Genomic DNA, 19,275 nt, shown 5'->3' on the forward strand with positions numbered 1-19,275 from the left:
TCTCCTGGTCCCACCTGCCGATGAACAAGAAAAAATCCGTCACCATCAGCGACATCGCCAAACGCGTCAATATGACCACCATCACGGTGTCGCGGGCGTTGAGCAAACCTGACCTGGTCAAGCCCGCCACCCTGGCGCGGATCCTTGAGGTGGCGCGCGAGCTGGACTATGTGCCCAACGCCTTTGCTCGCGGGCTCAAGCGCAGCGAAAGCCTGATCATCGGGGTGATCACTGCGTCGGTGGACAACCCGTTCTACAGCGAAATGATCAAGGCGATTTCCCGCGAGGCGAAAAAGCACGGCTACACCATCATGCTGGTGGACACCGACGAGCTGGAAGAATTGGAAAGCAAGGCCGTGGATACCCTGCTGGGTTATCGCGTGGCGGGGATTATCCTGTCGCCGGTCTCCGACGAGCCCGACTACCAGCCCGATTACCTGGAGCGCCTGGGCAACGGCAAGACCCCGGTGGTGCTGCTCGACCGCACGATCCACGACAGCCCGTTCAGCCGCGTGGTGCTGGACAACTACCACAGCGGGATCGAGGCCGCGCAGTACCTGTTGCGCCAGAACCCGGCGCTCAAGCGCCTGCTGGTACTGACCGGGCCGCAGCATTCACGCATCACCGTGGAGCGCCTCAAGGGCCTGCGCGAAGTGCTCGCCGAGCACCCCCAGGTGCAGGTCGAGGTGTGCGCCGGCGACTACACCTTGATGCCCTCCTACCTGCACACCCTCGACTACCTGGCCGCGCACCCCGCGCCGGAGGCGATCATGGGTTTCAACCAGTTGATCACCCTCGGCGCCCTGCGCGCCTTGCGCATGCACAATATCCCCCACGACAGCCTGACCATCTGCGGCATCGACCGCCTGCCGTTTGCCGATATCTTCGGCGTGCCGATTGCCTGCGTGGCCCACGATGCGTCGCTGGCCGGCAGCAGTGCGGTGCGCCTGTTGCTCGACCGCCTGCAAGACCCGCACAAACCCCGGGACAAGGTGGTGATCGCCGGCAAGCTGGAGAACGGCTAGCGGCTGGTGTAGCCGCCATCAATCGGCAGGCTGACCCCACTGATCATGCTCGCGGCCTCACTCAACAGGAACAGCACCGGCAACGCCACTTCCCGGGGCTGCGCAAAACGCCCCAGGGGAATCGCCGCCAGGGCCGGGTCGCGTTTGGCCGGGTCGGACCAGGCCTGTTGCGCCATCGGCGTGAGGGTCACGGTGGGGTTGACGCTGTTGACGCGGATCCCGAAACGTCCCCATTCGGCACATTGCACACGGGTGATCGCATCCAGGGCAGCCTTGGACGCGCAATAACCGAGGTGATCCTCCAGCGCCACCAACGAGGCCTGGCTGGAAACGTTGACGATACTGCCGGCGATACCTGCCGCGATCATCGCCGCCGCTACCCGGCTGGCGACTTGCGCGGCGGCGCGGGCGTTGACATTCATCACGTGGTCGAAGGCGGCGCTGCTGATCGCCACTGCCGGTTCCAGGCGCGAGATCCCGGCGCAATTGACCAGGCCGTGCATGGGCGGCAAGTCCTTGAGGGCCAGGTCCAGGGCGGCGCTGTTGGCGATGTCCAGGCACAGGGTTGCACAACCCAATTGGGACAGGGCGTGGGCATCGCGGCCGATGGCAAAGACCTGGGCGCCGCTGGCGATCAGTTGCAGGGCGATTTCCCGGCCAATACCGCTGGTGGCGCCGGTAACAAGGATGCGCTGGTGGCTGAAGTCGAAGGTGGTGGTCATGGATGATGGTCTCGAATGCAATGGAGAACCCCTGTGGGAGCTGGCTTGCCTGCTCCCAAATCTTGGTCTGTGTTCACTTAACTCATTTGCAGGCTATGCATGATCGGTTTGAGTGCCGGATACAGCTTCAGGTAGTCGGCAAAAGCGCGGTCGTACGCCTGCACATTTTCAGCCCCAGGCTCGGCCCGCAGCTGCAACTGCACCCAGCCTTTGTCCATTTGCGCCTTATCCACCAGCCCCACCGTGTGCGCCGCCAACAACGCTGCGCCCAGCGCCGCCTCCACTTCCTGGACGATGGTGTACACCGGGTAGCGGGTGACATCCGCGATAATCTGCATCCACAAATCCGAATGGCTCGCGCCGCCCACCACGATTAACCGTGGGTCCAGGGAATGGGCACCGCGCATGCCCGCCTCGATATTGTGCCGCAGGGCAAAACTCACACCTTCGAGCACCGCGCGGTACAGGTGGATACGGCTGTGATACAGGTTCAGGCCGACAAAGCTGCCGCTGGCCTGGTCATCCCACACCGGGCTGCGCTCGCCCATCAGGTAGGGCAAAAACAACAGCCCTTCACTGCCCGCCGGGATCGCGCGCGCGCGCTGTTCCAGCAGCCACAGGCTGTCTTGGCCGGTGGCCTGGGCCTGTTGCTCCTCGGCCTGGCAGAACTGCTCGCGAAACCAGCTTACCGAGGCACCGGCAGTAATCGCGCCGCCAAAGATGTACAGGTCCTGCTGGCCGTTATAGACATGGGGCATGCTCACCAGACCATGGCGGGCATCCACCTGCTGGTTGAGGTAGCCCCAGCACATGCTGGTGCCGATCATCGCCACGTGGTTGCCCGGCCGGGTGACGCCGGCCGCCAGGGTCGCCATCGCCGCATCGACGCCACCGGCCAGCACCGGCATGCCCGGCGCCAGGCCCAGGCGCCGGGCCCATTCCGGCAGCAAACCGCCCACCACTTCGCCCGAATACAGCAAGCGGTCGGGCATCATTGCCAACGGGATATCCAGCGCCGCCAGCATCTCGACGGACCAGCCGCGCGCGGCCACATCATAGACCCCGCCGATATTGCCGGCGCTGCTGTGATCCACCGCCACCTCACCGGTCAGGCAGTAATTGATATAGCTGTTGGGCGGCAGCAGGTAGCGGGTGTTGGCCCAGACGTCGGGCTGGTGCTGCTTGAGCCAGAGCATCTTGGTGAAGCCGTAGTAGCTGTCCAGGGAGTTGCCGGTGACCGCGAACAGGCGCTCCAGGTCAACCTGCTCGCGGACCCAGGCCACCTGCTCGCCGGCGCGGCGGTCCATCCAGATCAGGCATGGGTGCAGCGGCTTGATCTGCGCATCCACGGCTATCCCCGAGCCGCCGTACAGGCTGCTGATGCACAGCGCCTTGACCTGCTCTTTGACGACCCCGGCCTTGCCCATGCACCCGGCCACACAGGCCTCCACCGCGTCCAGCCAGACCTGCGGCCACTGCTCGGCCCAGCGCACTTTTGGCGTGTCCACGCGATAGCCCTGGCTGTGCTGGGCAATGATCCGACCCTCACCATCCACCAACAGCGCCTTGGTGCTTTGGGTGCCAATGTCCACGCCAATCACGTATTTCATACTTATTGCCCCGGCTTGAGCAGCACCTTGATCGACTTCACCGAGTTGGCCAGGTCGAACGCTTCGGCCCAGTTATCCAGGGGGAAGTCGTGGGTGACGATGCCCTTGGACGTCACCAGGCCGCGCTCGAACAGGTCGATGGCCACCGGGTAGCAATACGGCCCCAGGTGTGCGCCGCGTACGTCCAGTTCCTTGCGGTCACCGATGATTGACCAGTCGGCACTGGTCTCGGCGCCGAACACGCTGAACTCGACAAACCGCCCCAGCTTGCGGATTAAATCCAGGCCCTGGGTCACGCCGGCCGGCACGCCAGTGGTCTCGATATACACGTCGCAGCCGTAGTTGTCGGTCAGGCCATTGATAATCGCGCGGGCGTTGTCACGGGACGGGTTGATCACCACATCGGCGCCGTATTTTTTCGCCAGCTCCAGGCGCTCGTCGACCATGTCGATCACCACCAGCTTTTTCGGGGTCTTCAGCGCAGCCACCTGGACCATGCACAGGCCCAGGGTGCCGGCACCGGCAATCACCACCACGTCATCGAGTTGTAGGTCGCCACGGTTGACCGTATGGATCGCGCAGGCCATCGGCTCGATCAACGCCGAATCCTCCAGGGACACCGACTCGGGAATCTTGTGCACGATGGCGGTCTTGGGGATGCGCATGTACTGGGCCATGCCGCCTTCGGCCACTTCGCGCTGGAAGCCGAAAATGTTGTGCACTTCGCACATCCAGTACTTGCCGGACTTGCAGAAGCGGCACTTGCCACAGGGCACGATCTGCTCGGCGATGACCTTGTCGCCGACCTTGACCTCAAAGTGCTCCTCGGCGCCCTCGCCCACTTGCTCCACGTAACCGAAAAACTCGTGCCCCGGCACCACCGGCGCCTTGACCCACGGGTTGTCGCCACCCCAGAACATCGCCGCGCCCGAGTGGCATTTGCAGTCACTGGCGCAGATCCCGCAGGCGGCAATGCGGATCACCAGTTCATTGGGCCGCGCCAGGGGTTTGCTGATGCGCTCCAGGCGGTAGTCTTTCGGGCCGTGGCAGACGACGGCTTGCATTTGGCTGTGCTTTTCCATGATGTACTGACCTTTATTGAAGATGAGAGAGCCCGTCGCGGCCACGGCGGCCGCGTTGAGGTGCTGGTTTTTTTACTTGTGGCGCTGACGGCTGATAAAGATCGCCAGCAGAATAATTGCGCCCTTGATCACGCTCTGCACATAGGGCGAGACCCCGAGCATGTTCAGGCCGTTGTTCAACACGCCCAACAGCATGGCGCCGAGCAAGGTGCCGACAATCACCCCGCGCCCACCGGCAATCGAGGCGCCGCCCAGGACCACCGCGGCAATCGCATCCAGCTCGAAACCGATGCCGGCGTTGGGTTGGCCACTCATCAGGCGCGAGGTCAACACCAGCCCGGCAATCGCTGCGGTCAGGCCGCTGATGCCATACACCAGCAACTTGAAGCGCGCCGCGCGCACCCCGGACAGGCGCACCGCCTCTTCGTTGCCACCGATGGCGTAGATGTAGCGGCCGATGCGTGTGTGTTGCAGCAGCACGTAGGCCACCAGGTAGGTGACCAGCATGATCAGGATCGGCACCTGGATGCCCAGCAGGCTTTGGCGGCCAAAGAAACCAAACCACTCCGGCAGCCCGGAAATCGGATAGCCATCGGTGTACATCAGGCCGAAACCCCGGGCGATGCCCATGGTCGCCAGGGTGACGATGATCGGCGGCATATGCAGGTACGCCACGAACAGCCCGTTACCGATACCAAAGGCCACGCCGATCAACAGGCCCGCGCCAATCGCCAGGCCCGGCGGCAGGCCCGCGACCATCAGCCCGGCGGTCAGGGTGCCGGACAAGGCCATCACCGGCCCCACCGACAAGTCGATACCACCGGTGAGGATCACGCAGGTCATGCCCACCGCGATGATCGCGTTGATCGACACCTGGCGGCCGATATTGGACAGGTTGCTGGCGGTGAGGAAGTTGTCGCTGGCCACGATCATCACCGCCGTGACCACCAGCAGCCCGATAAACGGATAGAACGCCGGCGAGCGCACCAGTCGTGCCAGGTTCAGCCGTAACCCCTGGGTACCTGCGCGGTTAATGGACGTATTCACTTGAGCCCCCTGTTGCATGGCGCATGACCTCTTGTGGGTTGACGGCGGACGCTTCCAGTACCTTGACGATGGCGCCCTTGTGGAACACGGCGACGCGGTCGCACATGCCGATGATTTCCGGCAGTTCGGAGGAAATCATGATGATTGCGTAGCCTTGCTCGGTGAGCTTGCGCATCAGCGCGTAGATCTGTGCCTTGGCGCCGACGTCGATGCCACGGGTTGGTTCATCGAACACCAGCACATCGCAGTGATGGTTGATCCAACGAGCAATCACCACTTTCTGCTGGTTGCCGCCGCTCAGGTTGAACACCCGGCTTTCGCCACTCGGCGCCTTGATCGACAGTTGCTGCATCAACGCTTCGACGCTGGCGCACTCCTTGCCCTTGTCGATCAGGCCGCTGGCGCCCTGGTACTTGTGCAGGTTGTTGATGGAGATGTTTTCGCGAATGCTGAAATCGGTGATCAGGCCTTCGCTCTTGCGACTTTCCGGCAACAGGCCGATGCCGTGGGCCAACGCCTGGGCCGGGTCGTCGAGGCTGATTTTGGCGCCGCGCAACCACACATCCTTGGTCACCGACGGCAGTGCGCCCATCATCCCCAGTGCCAGCTCGGTACGGCCCGAACCGACCAGCCCGGCAAAGCCGAGGATTTCGCCCTGGTGCAGGTGGAACTGGTTGTGGGGGCCATTGCGCTGCAACTGGATATCCCTGACCTCCAGCAGCAGCGGCCCGCGCGCGGCGGTGGGTTTGGCGGGAAAACTGCATTCCAGCTTGCGGCCCACCATCATCTCCACCAGGCGGTCAATATCGCTGTCGGCCACGTCGGTGACGCCAGCATTGCCGCCGTCGCGCAACACGCTGATGCGGTCGCAAACCTGGAAGATCTCCTCCAGATGGTGCGAGATAAAAATCACCGCCACACCCTGGCGCTTGAGTTCGCGCATGATCTCGAACAGCAGTTCGGCCTCGCTCGGCGTCAGGGTCGCGGTGGGTTCATCGAGCACCAGCAGCCGCGCCTCCAGGGCCAGGGCCTTGGCGATTTCGACAAACTGCTGCTCGGCCACGCTCAGGCGCCGCACCGGGCATTGCAGGTCGATGCTCACCCCCAGGCGCTGAAACAATGCCTGGGACGCCTCATGCATATCGCGCTTGCGCAGCAGGCCGAAGCGGTTGTTCAGCTCATGGCCGAGGAAAATATTCTCCACGGCCGTGAGGTCGGGAATCAGGCTGAACTCCTGGAAGACAATGCCGATACCGGCGGCAATCGCATCGCGATACGTCGCAAAGTGTCGGGCCTGCCCGTCAATCAGAATGCGCCCTTCATCCTGGTGCTCGACGCCGCCGAGGATTTTCATCAGGGTCGATTTGCCCGCGCCATTTTCCCCGAGCAAGGCATGAATCTCGCCGCGTTCCACTTGCAGGTTGATGGACTTGAGGGCTTGCACCCCGGGGTAGCGCTTACAGATATTTTCCAGTTGCAAAAGACTGCTCATACCGCCGACCTCTCGTTCAGAAGGATGCCCTGTGCCCCACGATTGACGTGGGGCATGGACGGTTTACCAGCTGAAATCCTTGGCCTTGGCCTGGTCGATCAGGGCGATGTCCACCGGGATACTGGCGGGGACATGGGAGCCCCACTTCTTCGCCAGGGCGATGCCCAGGGCCAGGCGGATCTGGTCGCGGGGGTACTGCGCCGAGGTGGCAATAAACTTGCTGCCTGGCTTGAGGATGGCCTTGATCGCTTCCGGTGCGCCATCGACGCTGACCAGCTTGACGTCCATGCCGCTGGCCTCGATGGCCGACAGTGCGCCGAGGGAGCCGTTGTCATTGACGCTGAAAATGCCCTTGAGGGTGGGTTGGGCCTGGAGCATGTTTTCGGTCACGCTCAGCGCCTGGTCACGTTCCTGCTTGCCGTTCTGGATGCTGACGATCTTGATCTGCGGGTGCTTGGCCACGGCTTCCTTGCAACCGCGCACGCGCTCGAGGATCGGTACCACGGCGATGCCGTCGAGGATCGCGATATTGCCTTGGTCGCCGATGCTCTTGGCCAGGTATTCACAGGCCTGGAAGCCGGCGTCGAAGTTTTTCGAGCCAACGAAGGAATCCAGCGGCCCCTCGGCCTGGGCATCCACTGCAACCACCACCACACCCGCGGCGTGGGCCGATTTGACGGCGGACTGTACGCCGACCGAATCCGTGGGGTTGATCAGCAGGATGTCGATGCCCTTTTGCAGCATGTCTTCCACGTCACTGACCTGCTTGGACACGTCGTGGCGGGCATCGGTGATGATCAATTGCGCACCGATGGTCGCCGCCGCTTCTTGCAGGGCGTCTTTCATGGTGACGAAGTACGGGTTGTTGATTTCCTGGAAGGAAGCGCCGATGCGCATGGGGGCAGGCTTGGTGTCGGCCAGGGCGACGGTGGAGATGCTTAAAGCCAACAAACACAGGGTTTTGCGAAGCATTTTCATGGCGTGGTTCTCTGTTTTGTTTTTATTTTTAGAGCAAATGTTATCGTTAACATTTTGCCAGAAGCTAGCAAGGAAATGAGGTGGGTGCAAGCCCCTTGCGATATCCCTTGTGGGGGCGGGCATGCTCGCGTGGGTCGTTAAGGCGCACACCCGGGGTGTTCTTACTGGCGCGATCGCAGCGATGTGGCGACCCGACAAACCAGCGCCCACAGGGGCAAGCTCAGCTCGCAAAATCCTCAGGCCGGACTAAGCTCACTCACCAACAAAAAATACAACGAGCGACGCCATGACCCATCCCACCGAGGCCTTTCGCGAACGCTACCGTGCCGCTGTCCACCCACGCTATAACCCGTGGCTGCATGCCGGTTTTGTAATGCTCTACGGTTTGTCCTGCATCCTCCTGGCCTGGGGCAGCACCCAGCACATTCAGGCCTGGGAATGGCTGACCATCCCCCTGACCCTGGTGTTCTTCAACCTGTGCATCTACCTCGTCCACCGCCACCTGGGCCATCACAAACACGCTGTCGCCAAGCTGTTCTATGCACGCCACACCGGCGATCACCACAGTTTTTTCACCCCTGGCCATATGACCTATGACAGCCCCAGGGACTGGCGGGTGATCCTGTTTCCCGCCTGGCTGATCGTTCTCCACAGCCTGGCCATCACCCTCCCCGCCTGGTGGCTGCTCAAGCAGTTAAACCCCAACGTGGCGGGGCTGTTCGCCGGGTGTATGATCCTCGGTTACCTGCTCTACGAAACCTTCCATGCCTGTGAACACCTGCCCCCCGACCATCCCCTGGCACGCCTGCCGTGGATCCGGCACATGCACCAGCTCCACGCGTTGCACCACCGCCGTGAGTTGATGCAAGGGCGCAACTTCAACATTGTGCTGCCGCTGATGGACTATCTGTTCGGCACGTTGCACTGGGAGCCGGTCACGCCCCCCTCCAAAGCCCCTCGGGACACACCATGAATCAAAAAATCCGTCACTTGCTGCTCCTGGTATTGATCGTCGTCGTGGCCTTCCTGCTGCTGATGCCCACCCAGGTGCAACCGGTCAACTGGACACCACCCAAGGCACCCTCGCTGAAGGATGGGCCCTACAGCGAAAACCAGCGCCTGAAGGACGTCCAGCGTATCGGTGCCCTGGGCATCGACGGGCCTGAAGCGTTGCTGGTGGATGCCGAGGGTTTTCTGATCACCGGCCTGCATGACGGGCGGATCATCCGCACCGCACCCGACAGCCAGACCCTGGAGGTGCTGGCCCATACCGGGGGGCGGCCGCTGGGCCTGGCGCAACACCCGGACGGGCGGCTGATCATTGCCGACGGGATCAAAGGCCTGCTGGCACTGGACGACCAGGGCAAACTGGCCAGCCTGACGACCAGCGCCAATGGCCTGCCCTTCGGCTTTACCGATGATGTGACGGTGGATGCGGCCGGGCGCTACGCCTACTTCAGCGACGCGTCGAGCCGCTGGGGCTATGGCCAGGATGGTGAGGCGGTGATCGAGCATGGTGGCGATGGCCGCTTGTTGCGCTATGACTTCAGCAACGGCCAGACCGAGGTGTTGCTCGATCAACTGCAATTTGCCAACGGCGTGGCGCTGGGGCCGGATGAGGCCTATGTGCTGGTCAATGAGACCGGGGCCTATCGCATCAGTCGCTATTGGCTCAAGGGCGACAAGGCGGGCACCCATGACCTGTTTATCGACAACCTGCCAGGGTTGCCGGACAACCTCACCTTCAACGGCCGGGATCGGTTCTGGGTAGCCCTGTATTCACCACGTAACCCGCTGCTTGATGGCTTGGCCGGTTACCCGGCGGTCCGCAAGATGGTGGTACGTGCGCTGCTGGTGCTGCCCAAGCCCGTGGAGCGCAAAGCCTTTGTGCTGGGGTTGGACGTGCATGGCCAGGTGATCGCTAATTTGCAGGATGGCAGTGCCGGCAACTATTCGCCGGTGACCACGGCGCGCGAGCATGGCGACTGGCTGTACCTGGGCTCGCTGAAGAACACCAGCATGGCCCGCTTGCCACTGAAACTGGCGCTGTAGAAGCCGACTTGCCGGCGATCGCCGGCAAGCCGTTTTCGGTTAGCGCACGATGGTCTGGCTGCAGATATGCCCCAGGCTTACGTACTGCGTGATGTTGCCGCCCACGCCAACACCGGGGAACTCTTTGAGCTCGATGCGCCAACCGCCCATGTTGAACCAGGTCCGCCAGTTGTAAGTCTGGCCGGACGAGCTGTCCGGGTAGACCGCATTGAGATCGCCGGAGCAGGTGCCCAGGTCGACATTGCCGGAGGCCGCGCCGGTGATACCGGTCTTGGCCTCGTAGTTGACCCAGTGGTAGTTGATGGTGTTATCGAAGCGCTTGTCGACCCGCAGCACCGGGGTCACACCCCGCAACGGCTCACCGGTGCTGTCCGACCATTGGGTGCTCCAGCTCAGGCTACGGGCAGCCTGAGTAGCCAGTTGCATGATCGAACTGGGAATACGCACCACGTTATCGCCATTCACATTGCTCTGGTTCAGTCGCGGCGCCGAGCCAAAAGACAAGAGGTATCGCGCCTGCGGGTTGAGCGCCACTGCCGGGTTGGCCCGCACCCGAACCTTGACGGTGTAGCCAGGTGTGAGGTTGGGGTAGGTGGAGGTGTTGTTTGGCTGGATCACCACCCAATTGTTGCCATCGAAGCGCTCGAAGATCCACTGGTCGCGGGTGCCCTCGCCGTCATCGCCAAGGAACATGCCCACCCCCTGGCCGCGCAGCGCGGTGAAGTCGAAGTAATCGACATCGTTGACGCTGTCGAGGTTGCCGGTCACCTGGTTCAGGGCATCCGGCAGGGCGAACGCGGTTTGCGCGGTGTCGTTGGGCTCGAAGGCGTCGATATTGCTGTCCACCGCCACGCCAAAACTGAACTGCGAATTGCTCGCGGCTTTGGCCACCATGTACCAGTAGTAATCGCCGGCAGGCATCACGCCGTTGAGGTATTCATCAGCGCTATCTGCGTTATCAGAGGTGCCCAGCAGCGTCAGGTTGCCCTGACCATCGTCATGGAACAGGCTCAACGACATATCGGTACCGGCGCTCTGGTTCAGCAGTTGGACCTGGATGCGAGCGTTTTTCGGCAGGTTGAAGTGATAGGCGATTTCGGCCCCGGTCTCTACCCCGGTGAGGGTGTACAGAGTGTTGATATCCAGGGTCGGGAACTGTGGGGTAAAAGCCGCGATCGCTGCGCCTTGCAGTTGATCCTGCTGCGGCTTTTGCAACTCGCCGATCACCGCCTCAAAGGGCGCAGCGCTGGCTGCGGCTTTGCTCGCCAGGGCCTTGGGCTTGGCTGCCTTGGCCGCCTTGAGTTTTTGCTTGAGTTCGACCGACAATTTCGACGACTGGACCTTGCCCCCCACTTTAAGCACTTGGTCGACCGCTTGCTTGACTGCCTGGGCGGACAGTTTGGCTGGGGCTTGCGAAGGGTATTGTTCGGCCATTGCAAAGGCCGAAACGAAGCAGGAGGCCGCCATGGCCGCGCCCAGCATAAAGGCTTTTTTCGATTTCATTTTTTATCCATCCATAGTTAAAAAATTGTGGCGTCGGTGCGCGGTGAAATCCGTTCACCTGGGATGGACTGTAGGATAATACTGTATATCTGTACAGTATTTTTTCAAATAGATGTAAGGAGGATGTGATCAGTGCTGTAGGAGAAACTGACCTTGTTGCGAGGGACTTATCCGTCGCCACCCAGGCAATTTTTTCACATCGCTTTCACTGGCCGACCACGCCCTGCCCCCTAAATTGCCCAGCAACACAAACGGCTGTATCTCAGGTGTCAGGGTGAAGAGTGTGGTTGACATAAATTGCCCGGATGAGGGCCGGGCGAAAACCTTCAAGCAGTTATGGCTGCGTTTCGTTGCGCTCATCGCCCTGTGCCTGGTGGTGATGGGCGCAATGCTCTGGCCAACCACGCCGCCGAACCTGGGAATCGACAATCGCCTGGTCACTTCGGGGGCCTTGGCGGCCTGGCGCAGTGGCGACCTGATCGTGCTGGTACGCCATGAAGAACGCTGCGACCGCTCTGGCAACCCCTGCCTGGGCCCTGCGGATGGCTTGAGCCGCCCCGGCGGTGTCTCGGCCGTCGCCGTGGGTAGCGCGTTCAACGCCCTGGGCATGTCCCACAGCGATGTGGTGAGCAGCCCTACCACGCGTACCGTGCAAACCTCACGACTCATGTTCGGCGATGCCCAGATATTGCCCGACCGCTTGACCTTATGTGGCACGGCCCTCGCCCACGATCTGCCGGTACGCAAACGCCCTGGGCGCAACCTGTTGCTGGTCACCCACAGCGAATGCATCGGTGACCTGGAGCGGGTGCTGGGTTACCCCCACGCCGATGGCGCCGAATATGGCAGCTCACTGTTCGTTCAAATCAATGCGCATGGCAAGCTCAAGGTGCTGGGTGTACTGAATAGCCAGGACTGGCCTACCGTCCTTGGACACCTTTAGCGATCAGCTCACGATATCGCTGCGCTGCAGTTCTCCCTGCACCTCCAGGACAAAGGCCGGCTGGTTGGGTTTTCCCGAAATCTGCAACGTGCTCATGTTCGACTGTCGGTCATAGGCGACGATGGCTTCACCGCTCACCCCGGTAAAACGGCTGACAAACTGCAACGGTTTATCACCCAGCTGCGCCCTGATACCTGACACGTCAACCTTGTCCTCGCCGCTGACAAAGTCCTGGATCCGGTCCGGTGCCGTGGCGCTGGAGTCGTTGCCATCGCCACCGCGCAGTTCGTTATTCGCGGCGTTGCCCACCAGCCAATCGTTGCCTGTCCCACCCTTGGCATTCTCGATAGTGGCGCCATAAGCAATGGAAACGTTGCCTTTTAGGCCATCCACATCGGAAAACGTACCCTCTTCAAGACTGATTTTCTGGTCTTGGCTGTAGCCCGAGAAGTCAAGCGTGTCATTGCCGCCACCGTCCCAAATGGCGGCGACCATTTTGTCGTGCTTGGTATTGACGCTCAGGAAGTCACGACCGGTATTGGAATTGAAGCCATACGTGGTGTCGTCTTTGCGGGTCTGGTGATTGACGCCATATTTGGATTGGTAAGCGTAAATATCGTCGAGCTGGGGAGCCGATGCCCGAAAGCCCCCATGATTGGCATAGGTCGTGCATTCGCCCCGATAGCTCATGACGCTATGGCTTTGAGAGTCTTCATGGGAGTCGATCTTCGAACGATCGAGAATGCCGTTGTAGTTGCCGGGGTGCGTAAGCCCCATTGCGTGGCCCAGTTCATGGATGAGCGTATGGCGACCGGCATCACCAGGCTGGGCTTTGGGCACGGACATATCTTTATCATTGCTTACAAACCAGACATCGCCCCCCTGCCCTTTAGCATCCGGCAGTACCGTATGGGCTTGAAGGGTCACAGCGGAGCAAGAAATACGATTTATCTCTTAAGCCGGCAGGAAAGCACCACGGCCTTGCGCAATGCCCACGAGTGCCTCGTCATCCCGGCAACGGAATCACCCGCAACGGCCTGACCGACTTGTAGGAAAAGCTCGAGTAGATTTCCTTCACACACGGCAATGTCTGCAACACCTCACGGGCAAATTCGCCGAAGGACTCCAGGTCCCTGGCCACCACTTCCAGTAAAAAATCATAGCGGCCGGACACGTTATGGCAGGCGACGATTTCCGGGATGTCCAGCAACCGCTGTTCAAACGCCCGGGCGATTTCCTTGGAATGGGTATCCATCATGATGCTGACGAAGGCCGTAACCCCGTAGCCCAGGGCTTTGGGCGAGAGGATCGCCTGGTAGCCGCTGATCACGCCGCTGTCTTCCAGGTTCTTGACCCTTCGCCAGCAGGGCGAGGTGGTCAGGGACACGCGCTCGGCCAGTTCGGCGACGGTCAGGCGAGCGTTGCCTTGCAGGGCGTTGAGCAGGGCTTTGTCGGTACGGTCCAGGCTGCTGGGCATGTCTTGCCTCAAGTTGTTATTTTTATGGGATTTCATCCTTCGCCACAGGCTTTTCTCGGCAAAGTAGGCAACGTTCTGCCTCGGTTATGAGCATAGCATTGTAGGAAATAAGGAGTGTCCGACATGCACAATAAACACAACACATTCGGCTTTTCTACCCGTGCCATTCACTACGGCTACGATGCGCAAGACCACCACGGTGCCCTGGTGCCGCCGATCTATCTGTCGGCGACCTTTGCCTTCCCGACCGCCGAATACGGCGCAGGGTGTTTTGCCGGTGAAGAAAGCGGGCACTTCTACACGCGCATTTCCAACCCGACCCTGGCGCTGCTGGAATCACGCATGGCCACCCTGGAGGGCGGCGAGGCCGCAGTGGCGTTCAGTTCCGGCATGGGCGCGATTGCGGCGACCTTCTGGACCCTATTACGCCCCGGCGATGAGGTGATCGTCAGCCAGACCCTGTACGGCTGTACTTTCGCCCTGCTGCACCATGGCATTGGTGAATTCGGCATCAAGGTGCGCCATGTCGACCTGGCAGACCTCGACGCCCTGCGTGCCGCACTCTCCCCCGCGACCCGCATGATCTACTGCGAAACCCCGGCCAACCCCAACCTGCAATTGATCGACATTGCCGCCGTGGCCAAGATCGCTCACCAGCAAGCCAACGTGACCATGGTGGTTGATAACACCTACTGCACCCCGTACCTGCAACGCCCGCTGGAACTGGGCGCGGATGTGGTGGTGCATTCGGCCACCAAGTACCTCAGCGGGCATGGCGATATCACTGCCGGGATCGCCGTCAGCCGCCATGACCTGGCGCAGCGCATTCGCCTGCAGGGCTTGAAGGACCTGACCGGGGCCGTACTGTCGCCCCAGGACGCCTTTCTATTGATGCGCGGTCTCAAGACCCTGGCCCTGCGCATGGATCGCCATTGCAGCAATGCCCAGGCCGTGGCCGAGGCCTTGCAGGCCCACCCGGCAGTCGAGTCGGTGACCTACCCCGGCCTGCGCTCCTTCCCGCAATACGAGTTGGCAGCACGTCAGATGAAACTGTCGGGCGGCATGATTGCCTTTGAACTCAAGGGCGGCATCGCCACCGGCAAACGCTTCATGAACGCGCTCAAGCTGTTCAGCCGCGCAGTGAGCCTGGGCGACGCCGAATCCCTGGCCCAGCACCCGGCCAGCATGACCCACTCCACCTACACCCCGGAGGAACGTGCCCAGCACGGGATTGCCGAAGGACTGGTGCGCTTATCGGTGGGGCTGGAGGATATCGCAGACCTGCTGGCGGATATCGAGCAGGCGCTGGCGCATTGCGTCAAGCGCGCAACGGCGAGCAAACCGGCGACGCATTCCGCGTAGAAATGGGGGGGTTACTTCACCAGCCGGGTTTCCTTTGAAGGCCGGTAGCCAAAGTAGGCGCTGTAGCATTTGCTGAAGTGGCTGGGCGACACAAACCCGCAGGCCACCAGCACTTCGACCTGGGACAGTTCGGTGTGCTGCAGCAGGCGCCGGGCCTCGGTGATGCGCAGCTCCATGTAGTAGCGCTGCGGTGTGGTGCCCAACTGCTCGCGGAACAAGCGCTCCAGCTGGCGCCGCGAGCGCCCGGCATACACCGCCAGTTGCTCCAGGGCCAGGGGTTCTTCGAGGTTGGCATCCATCAGGCGCACCACCTCGCGCAGCGGCGCACTCACGCAGATATTTTCGGCGGGCTTGATCCGCCGGTAACGCGACTCCTCAAACGCCAGGATATCTTCAATGCCCTCCACCAGCGCCTTGTCGTGCAGGCTCTTGATCCAGTCCAGGGCCATATGGAACGCGCCCGAAGGGCTGGACGCGCTCAGTCGGTCGCGATCAATCACATAGGGCTCGCTGCTGACCTGGGTGGCCTTGGCGATTTCCGTCAGGGCCGGGCGATGTTCCGGGTGAATGGCGCAGCGATAGCCGTCCAACACCCCGGCCTTGCCCAGAAACCACGCGCCGTTCCATAGGCCGGCGAGGATCACACCCTGTTGCGCTGCAGCCTTGAGCAGTTCGATAAAGCTTTCACCGGCCTTGAGCTGGGTGCGATAGCCGCCGCAAATCACCAACAGATCAAGGTCGCCCAGGGCGTTGTGGTCGAGGCGCGCGTCCGGGCGAATCACCAGGCCCAGGTCGCTGATCACCTCCTGCTCGTCCAGGCCAAAAGTGCGTGAAGTGAACAACCCCGGGCGCAGCAGGTTGGCGGTGATCAGGGTGTCCAGCGCCTGGGTGAAGGCCGGCAGGGAAAAGTGTTCCAGCAACACAAACCCTGCACGCACCTGGCGTTGGGCCTGGCCCGGGGTTTCGTTCAGGTAGCGCAGGTTCTTGCCTTTCATCCCGCCGCTGAATTGCCGTCTTTCCATGAGTGTTCAACCTGTGTGCGGCGCGGTATGAGGCGCCATCGCCGGCAACAGCTTAGGGCTTGATGTTTTTCAACTGGTTGAGCAAGTCGAGCAGTTGCTGCAATTGCTCTTCGCCGAACTGTTCCTGGATCTTCTGGTAGTTGCTTTCCATCCCCGCGCTCATCTCGACGAAGCACTGTTGCCCCTGCTCGGTGAGGGTCACGAACACCCGGCGCTGGTCTTCGCTGGACTTGCGCCGACGCACGATGCCGTCGCGTTCCAGGCGCGCCAACACGCCGGTCATGCTCGGTTTGAGGATGCAGGCCAGGTGCGCCAACTGATGGCTCTCCAGTTCGCCCTGCTGGCGCAGGATCCGAATCACCCGCCACTGCTGCTCGGTCAATTGGTGTTCATTGAGCAACGGCCGGAAAAACGCCATGGCGGCTTCGCGGGCCTGCAGCAGGGTCAGCGTCAGGGAAGGTCTGGGAGTGGACATGGCTCACGCACAAAAGAGATCGAAGCGTCGAAGCTTAGGGTCGGCTCCACGGGCATGCAAGCCGGCCGCCACACAAACTCGTTAACCTCGACACGAATTATTTTAAAGCAGCGCAAATTGTCTACCCATAATAAATATAACATGTTAACAATATGCCACTCCCTTCAGCGATCCGAAGGGCGATACCTACAAAAACAACAAAAGGAATCTGTCATGCATTTGCGCCTCCTTCCCCTGGCGGCCAGCGCCGGCCTGTGCGCTACGTTCAGCCCTTTGAGCGCCTACGCCGAGTTTATCCAGGACAGCAAGGCCAGCCTCGACCTGCGCAACTTCTATATGAACCGCGACTTTCGCCAAACCAACGCGCCGCAGAACAAGGCCGATGAGTGGGCCCAGGGCTTTGTGCTGCGCCTGGAGTCGGGCTACACCGAAGGCCGGGTGGGCTTTGGCGTGGATGCCCTGGGTGAGCTGGGGGTCAAGCTCGACTCCAGCCGCGACCGCCGTGGCACCGGGCTGCTACCGTATGGCGCCAGCCAGCAGCCCGTCGACAATTACAGTGAACTGGGCCTGACGGCCAAGGTGCGGGTCTCGAAAACCGTGCTCAAGGCCGGCACCCTGCAGCCGCAACTGCCGGTGGCCGCCTACAACGACACCCGGCTCCTGCCTTCGACCTATACCGGCGAGTTGCTCACCTCCCAGGACATCGCCGGCCTGACCCTGAACCTCGGCCGCCTGGAAAAACAGAACCTGCGCGACTCTTCCAGCAACGACGCGATGAGCTACGCCGGCGTCGACAGCAGCCACCTGGACCTGGCCGGCGGCACCTATGCAATCACCCCACAGCTGGCGACGACTTACTACTACGCACAGATGCAGGATATCTACCGCCAGCACTTCATCGGCCTGGTGCATGACCTGCCGCTGAGCAACGGCATGAGCCTGCGCAGCGACCTGCGCTACTTCGATACCCGCGAACAGGGCAGCCATGAATTGCGCGGCGCTTCGCGGGTGGATGGCGGGCGCATCGACAACCGGTTCTTCAACGGCATGCTGAGCCTGTCGACAGGGGCGCACAAGTTCGGCCTGGGCTACCAGAACCTGTCAGGCCATGGCGATTTCGCCTACCCCGGCATGGACCCCTACTCGGTCAACCTGGTAACCATCAATGTGTTCACCAAGGCCGAGACCGATGCCTGGCAAGCGCGCTATGACTACAACTTCGCCGCCCTCGGCCTGCCGGGGCTGACCTTTATGACGCGCTATGTGGACGGCAGCCATGTGCAGACCGCCAGCGTGCGCAATGGCCGCGAATGGGAGCGCGATACCGACCTGACCTACACCGTGCAGAGCGGGCCGCTGAAAAACGTCAACGTCAGGCTGCGTAACGCGACCCTGCGGTCGAGCAACGGCCTGACCAGTGATATCGACGAAAACCGCATCATCGTCGGCTACAGCCTGGCGCTGTGGTGATCAACGCAGGCCCGATTGACGCAGGCGGTACTCCCCCGGCGTCATCTGTGCATAACGCTGGAAGAACCGGCTGAAATAGGCCGGGTCCTTGAACCCCAACTGGTAGCAGATTTCATTCGCGGAACTGCCGGTAAACAGCAGCAGGCGCCGGGCTTCCTGCATCAGCCGTTCCAGCACCAGGCGCTTGGACGGCAGGTCGGCAATACGCCGGCATACGTCGTTGAGCCGCGCCTCGGTCACGCCAATGTGCTCGGCGTACGCCGACAGCGGCCAATGCAGCAAATAGTGGTCTTCGATCAGTTCATTGAAGCGATGGAAGATGCGCAAGTCTTCGTGGCGCGCCGGGCGCGCTTCCAGGGAATTGGCGCACAGGCGCAGCAGGCTGATCATGATCAGGCGGGTCAGGCTTTCCAGGGCTGTCGCCCGCCCGGCGCCCGTGCTGTTGACCTCGTTGCACAGCTCGTCGAACAGCCACTCCAGCCGCTTGATCTCGGGCTCAAACGTGGGTGCCAGGCGTGCCAGCGCGACGCAGGCGGGCGGTATCTGCGGGCCGGGCGCAAGGCTCGGGTCGGCATCAATCAGCGCCCGCACCAGTTGCTGGCGCACGGTCAGGACATGGCCGTCGGCATCGGCTTCGGTGACAAAGGCATGGGCTACCGTGGGCGGCGTGAGAAAAAACATCGGTCCGGATTCCAGGTACTGCTGATCGTCGAGGTAGACCCGCACGGCGCCGCTCTTGACGTAATGCACCTGGAAAAACCGGTCATGCCGATGCACGGGCATATTGCGCCCGAAAAACCCCGCCAGGTTGCCGAGCCGGTCGTAATGCACGTCGGCATCGCTGTAGCGCTGGTCGTAGACCTGGCCGATGTTGATGTTGGGGATCGGTTTCACAGGCGCCTCTTTATTGTTTTTTGCACCCGATGATTTTGCCACGCTTGACGGTAGTTAACATATTAATTATAACGTTAACACATTAACGAACTGCCTCCAGAGCAGTCGCCATCGCCAGGAG

At 61.6% G+C, this 19,275-nt stretch carries 18 protein-coding genes; 6 read left to right on the plus strand and 12 right to left on the minus strand.

Annotated features, from left to right (window positions below; genetic code table 11):
- The first annotated feature begins 20 nt into the window (after window positions 1-20).
- Window positions 21-1,025 carry a LacI family DNA-binding transcriptional regulator gene (locus HU773_RS17745; RefSeq protein WP_057441621.1) on the plus strand — a complete coding sequence of 335 codons (1,005 nt, stop codon included), beginning with the start codon at window positions 21-23 and terminating at the stop codon, window positions 1,023-1,025.
- Here the strand turns inward: HU773_RS17745 and HU773_RS17750 are convergent.
- The 6 genes from HU773_RS17750 to HU773_RS17775 form a co-directional block, all read right to left on the minus strand.
- Complete coding sequence (locus HU773_RS17750) at window positions 1,022-1,747, minus strand: SDR family oxidoreductase (protein ID WP_057960109.1); 726 nt, start codon at window positions 1,745-1,747, stop codon at window positions 1,022-1,024. The genes HU773_RS17745 and HU773_RS17750 overlap by 4 nt on opposite strands.
- Window positions 1,748-1,824: 77 nt before the next feature.
- On the minus strand, window positions 1,825-3,357 hold the full coding sequence (locus tag HU773_RS17755) for an FGGY-family carbohydrate kinase (protein ID WP_186625946.1): 1,533 nt from the start codon (window positions 3,355-3,357) through the stop codon (window positions 1,825-1,827).
- Between the two features lie 2 nt (window positions 3,358-3,359).
- Window positions 3,360-4,439 (minus strand): alcohol dehydrogenase catalytic domain-containing protein, encoded by a 1,080-nt coding sequence (locus HU773_RS17760; RefSeq protein ID WP_128593332.1) that lies wholly within the window; start codon window positions 4,437-4,439, stop codon window positions 3,360-3,362.
- 72 nt (window positions 4,440-4,511) lie between these two features.
- Window positions 4,512-5,504: an ABC transporter permease gene (locus HU773_RS17765; RefSeq protein ID WP_057960111.1), complete on the minus strand. Its 993-nt coding sequence runs from the start codon at window positions 5,502-5,504 to the stop codon at window positions 4,512-4,514.
- On the minus strand, window positions 5,470-6,978 hold the full coding sequence (locus tag HU773_RS17770) for a sugar ABC transporter ATP-binding protein (RefSeq protein ID WP_057960112.1): 1,509 nt from the start codon (window positions 6,976-6,978) through the stop codon (window positions 5,470-5,472). Before HU773_RS17770 ends, HU773_RS17765 begins: the two co-directional genes overlap by 35 nt.
- 63 nt (window positions 6,979-7,041) lie before the next feature.
- A complete protein-coding gene (locus tag HU773_RS17775) occupies window positions 7,042-7,956 on the minus strand; it encodes a substrate-binding domain-containing protein (protein ID WP_057444288.1) in 915 nt (304 codons plus the stop codon).
- A gap of 286 nt (window positions 7,957-8,242) precedes the next feature.
- Here HU773_RS17775 and HU773_RS17780 point away from each other — a divergent pair, with 286 nt between their 5' ends.
- Window positions 8,243-8,929, plus strand: coding sequence for a sterol desaturase family protein (locus tag HU773_RS17780; protein WP_186625947.1), 687 nt, complete (start codon window positions 8,243-8,245; stop codon window positions 8,927-8,929).
- Window positions 8,926-10,008 carry an SMP-30/gluconolactonase/LRE family protein gene (locus HU773_RS17785; RefSeq protein WP_186625948.1) on the plus strand — a complete coding sequence of 361 codons (1,083 nt, stop codon included), beginning with the start codon at window positions 8,926-8,928 and terminating at the stop codon, window positions 10,006-10,008. Before HU773_RS17780 ends, HU773_RS17785 begins: the two co-directional genes overlap by 4 nt.
- A 39-nt stretch (window positions 10,009-10,047) precedes the next feature.
- On the opposite strand, the gene HU773_RS17790 is transcribed toward HU773_RS17785, so the two are convergent.
- Complete coding sequence (locus tag HU773_RS17790; RefSeq protein ID WP_186625949.1) at window positions 10,048-11,511, minus strand: hypothetical protein; 1,464 nt, start codon at window positions 11,509-11,511, stop codon at window positions 10,048-10,050.
- 283 nt (window positions 11,512-11,794) lie between these two features.
- On the opposite strand from HU773_RS17790, the gene pmrG reads away from it, so the two are divergent.
- Window positions 11,795-12,454, plus strand: a complete 660-nt coding sequence (pmrG, locus tag HU773_RS17795) for a lipopolysaccharide core heptose(II)-phosphate phosphatase PmrG (protein ID WP_225923798.1) — start codon at window positions 11,795-11,797, stop codon at window positions 12,452-12,454.
- A gap of 3 nt (window positions 12,455-12,457) precedes the next feature.
- Here pmrG and HU773_RS17800 read toward each other — a convergent pair whose 3' ends face one another.
- Both HU773_RS17800 and HU773_RS17805 read right to left on the minus strand, forming a co-directional pair.
- Window positions 12,458-13,300 (minus strand): M10 family metallopeptidase C-terminal domain-containing protein, encoded by an 843-nt coding sequence (locus HU773_RS17800; protein ID WP_186625951.1) that lies wholly within the window; start codon window positions 13,298-13,300, stop codon window positions 12,458-12,460.
- A 160-nt stretch (window positions 13,301-13,460) separates the two neighbouring features.
- Window positions 13,461-13,931: an Lrp/AsnC family transcriptional regulator gene (locus HU773_RS17805; protein ID WP_032863716.1), complete on the minus strand. Its 471-nt coding sequence runs from the start codon at window positions 13,929-13,931 to the stop codon at window positions 13,461-13,463.
- A gap of 123 nt (window positions 13,932-14,054) precedes the next feature.
- On the opposite strand from HU773_RS17805, the gene HU773_RS17810 reads away from it, so the two are divergent.
- Window positions 14,055-15,293: a methionine gamma-lyase gene (locus HU773_RS17810; RefSeq protein WP_057960118.1), complete on the plus strand. Its 1,239-nt coding sequence runs from the start codon at window positions 14,055-14,057 to the stop codon at window positions 15,291-15,293.
- Between the two features lie 11 nt (window positions 15,294-15,304).
- Here the strand turns inward: HU773_RS17810 and HU773_RS17815 are convergent, their stop codons facing one another.
- On the minus strand, window positions 15,305-16,315 hold the full coding sequence (locus tag HU773_RS17815) for a GlxA family transcriptional regulator (RefSeq protein ID WP_081044276.1): 1,011 nt from the start codon (window positions 16,313-16,315) through the stop codon (window positions 15,305-15,307).
- 52 nt (window positions 16,316-16,367) lie between these two features.
- Entirely contained in the window at window positions 16,368-16,790 is a 423-nt protein-coding gene (gene hpaR / locus HU773_RS17820) for a homoprotocatechuate degradation operon regulator HpaR (protein WP_057441641.1), read from the minus strand.
- A gap of 213 nt (window positions 16,791-17,003) precedes the next feature.
- On the opposite strand from hpaR, the gene HU773_RS17825 reads away from it, so the two are divergent.
- Window positions 17,004-18,260 (plus strand): OprD family porin, encoded by a 1,257-nt coding sequence (locus HU773_RS17825; RefSeq protein WP_186625952.1) that lies wholly within the window; start codon window positions 17,004-17,006, stop codon window positions 18,258-18,260.
- Here the strand turns inward: HU773_RS17825 and hpaA are convergent, their stop codons facing one another.
- Entirely contained in the window at window positions 18,261-19,154 is an 894-nt protein-coding gene (gene hpaA / locus HU773_RS17830; protein ID WP_057441645.1) for a 4-hydroxyphenylacetate catabolism regulatory protein HpaA, read from the minus strand.
- Window positions 19,155-19,275: the final 121 nt, after the last annotated feature.

Origin of the sequence: Pseudomonas shahriarae (assembly GCF_014268455.2) — a bacterium.
GTDB lineage: Bacteria > Pseudomonadota > Gammaproteobacteria > Pseudomonadales > Pseudomonadaceae > Aquipseudomonas > Aquipseudomonas shahriarae.

Excerpts from the sequence above, each read along its gene's own strand:
- HU773_RS17790 (WP_186625949.1), bottom strand. The coding sequence starts at position 11,511 with ATGAAATCGAAAAAAGCCTTTATGCTGGGCGCGGCCATGGCGGCCTCC.
- HU773_RS17810 (WP_057960118.1), top strand. The coding sequence starts at position 14,055 with ATGCACAATAAACACAACACATTCGGCTTTTCTACCCGTGCCATTCAC.
- HU773_RS17755 (WP_186625946.1), bottom strand. The coding sequence starts at position 3,357 with ATGAAATACGTGATTGGCGTGGACATTGGCACCCAAAGCACCAAGGCG.
- HU773_RS17800 (WP_186625951.1), bottom strand. The coding sequence starts at position 13,300 with ATGTCCGTGCCCAAAGCCCAGCCTGGTGATGCCGGTCGCCATACGCTC.
- HU773_RS17805 (WP_032863716.1), bottom strand. The coding sequence starts at position 13,931 with ATGCCCAGCAGCCTGGACCGTACCGACAAAGCCCTGCTCAACGCCCTG.
- HU773_RS17750 (WP_057960109.1), bottom strand. The coding sequence starts at position 1,747 with ATGACCACCACCTTCGACTTCAGCCACCAGCGCATCCTTGTTACCGGC.
- HU773_RS17785 (WP_186625948.1), top strand. The coding sequence starts at position 8,926 with ATGAATCAAAAAATCCGTCACTTGCTGCTCCTGGTATTGATCGTCGTC.
- HU773_RS17745 (WP_057441621.1), top strand. The coding sequence starts at position 21 with ATGAACAAGAAAAAATCCGTCACCATCAGCGACATCGCCAAACGCGTC.
- HU773_RS17825 (WP_186625952.1), top strand. The coding sequence starts at position 17,004 with ATGCATTTGCGCCTCCTTCCCCTGGCGGCCAGCGCCGGCCTGTGCGCT.
- HU773_RS17780 (WP_186625947.1), top strand. The coding sequence starts at position 8,243 with ATGACCCATCCCACCGAGGCCTTTCGCGAACGCTACCGTGCCGCTGTC.
- HU773_RS17770 (WP_057960112.1), bottom strand. The coding sequence starts at position 6,978 with ATGAGCAGTCTTTTGCAACTGGAAAATATCTGTAAGCGCTACCCCGGG.
- HU773_RS17775 (WP_057444288.1), bottom strand. The coding sequence starts at position 7,956 with ATGAAAATGCTTCGCAAAACCCTGTGTTTGTTGGCTTTAAGCATCTCC.
- hpaR (WP_057441641.1), bottom strand. The coding sequence starts at position 16,790 with ATGTCCACTCCCAGACCTTCCCTGACGCTGACCCTGCTGCAGGCCCGC.
- HU773_RS17765 (WP_057960111.1), bottom strand. The coding sequence starts at position 5,504 with ATGCAACAGGGGGCTCAAGTGAATACGTCCATTAACCGCGCAGGTACC.
- HU773_RS17815 (WP_081044276.1), bottom strand. The coding sequence starts at position 16,315 with ATGGAAAGACGGCAATTCAGCGGCGGGATGAAAGGCAAGAACCTGCGC.
- HU773_RS17760 (WP_128593332.1), bottom strand. The coding sequence starts at position 4,439 with ATGGAAAAGCACAGCCAAATGCAAGCCGTCGTCTGCCACGGCCCGAAA.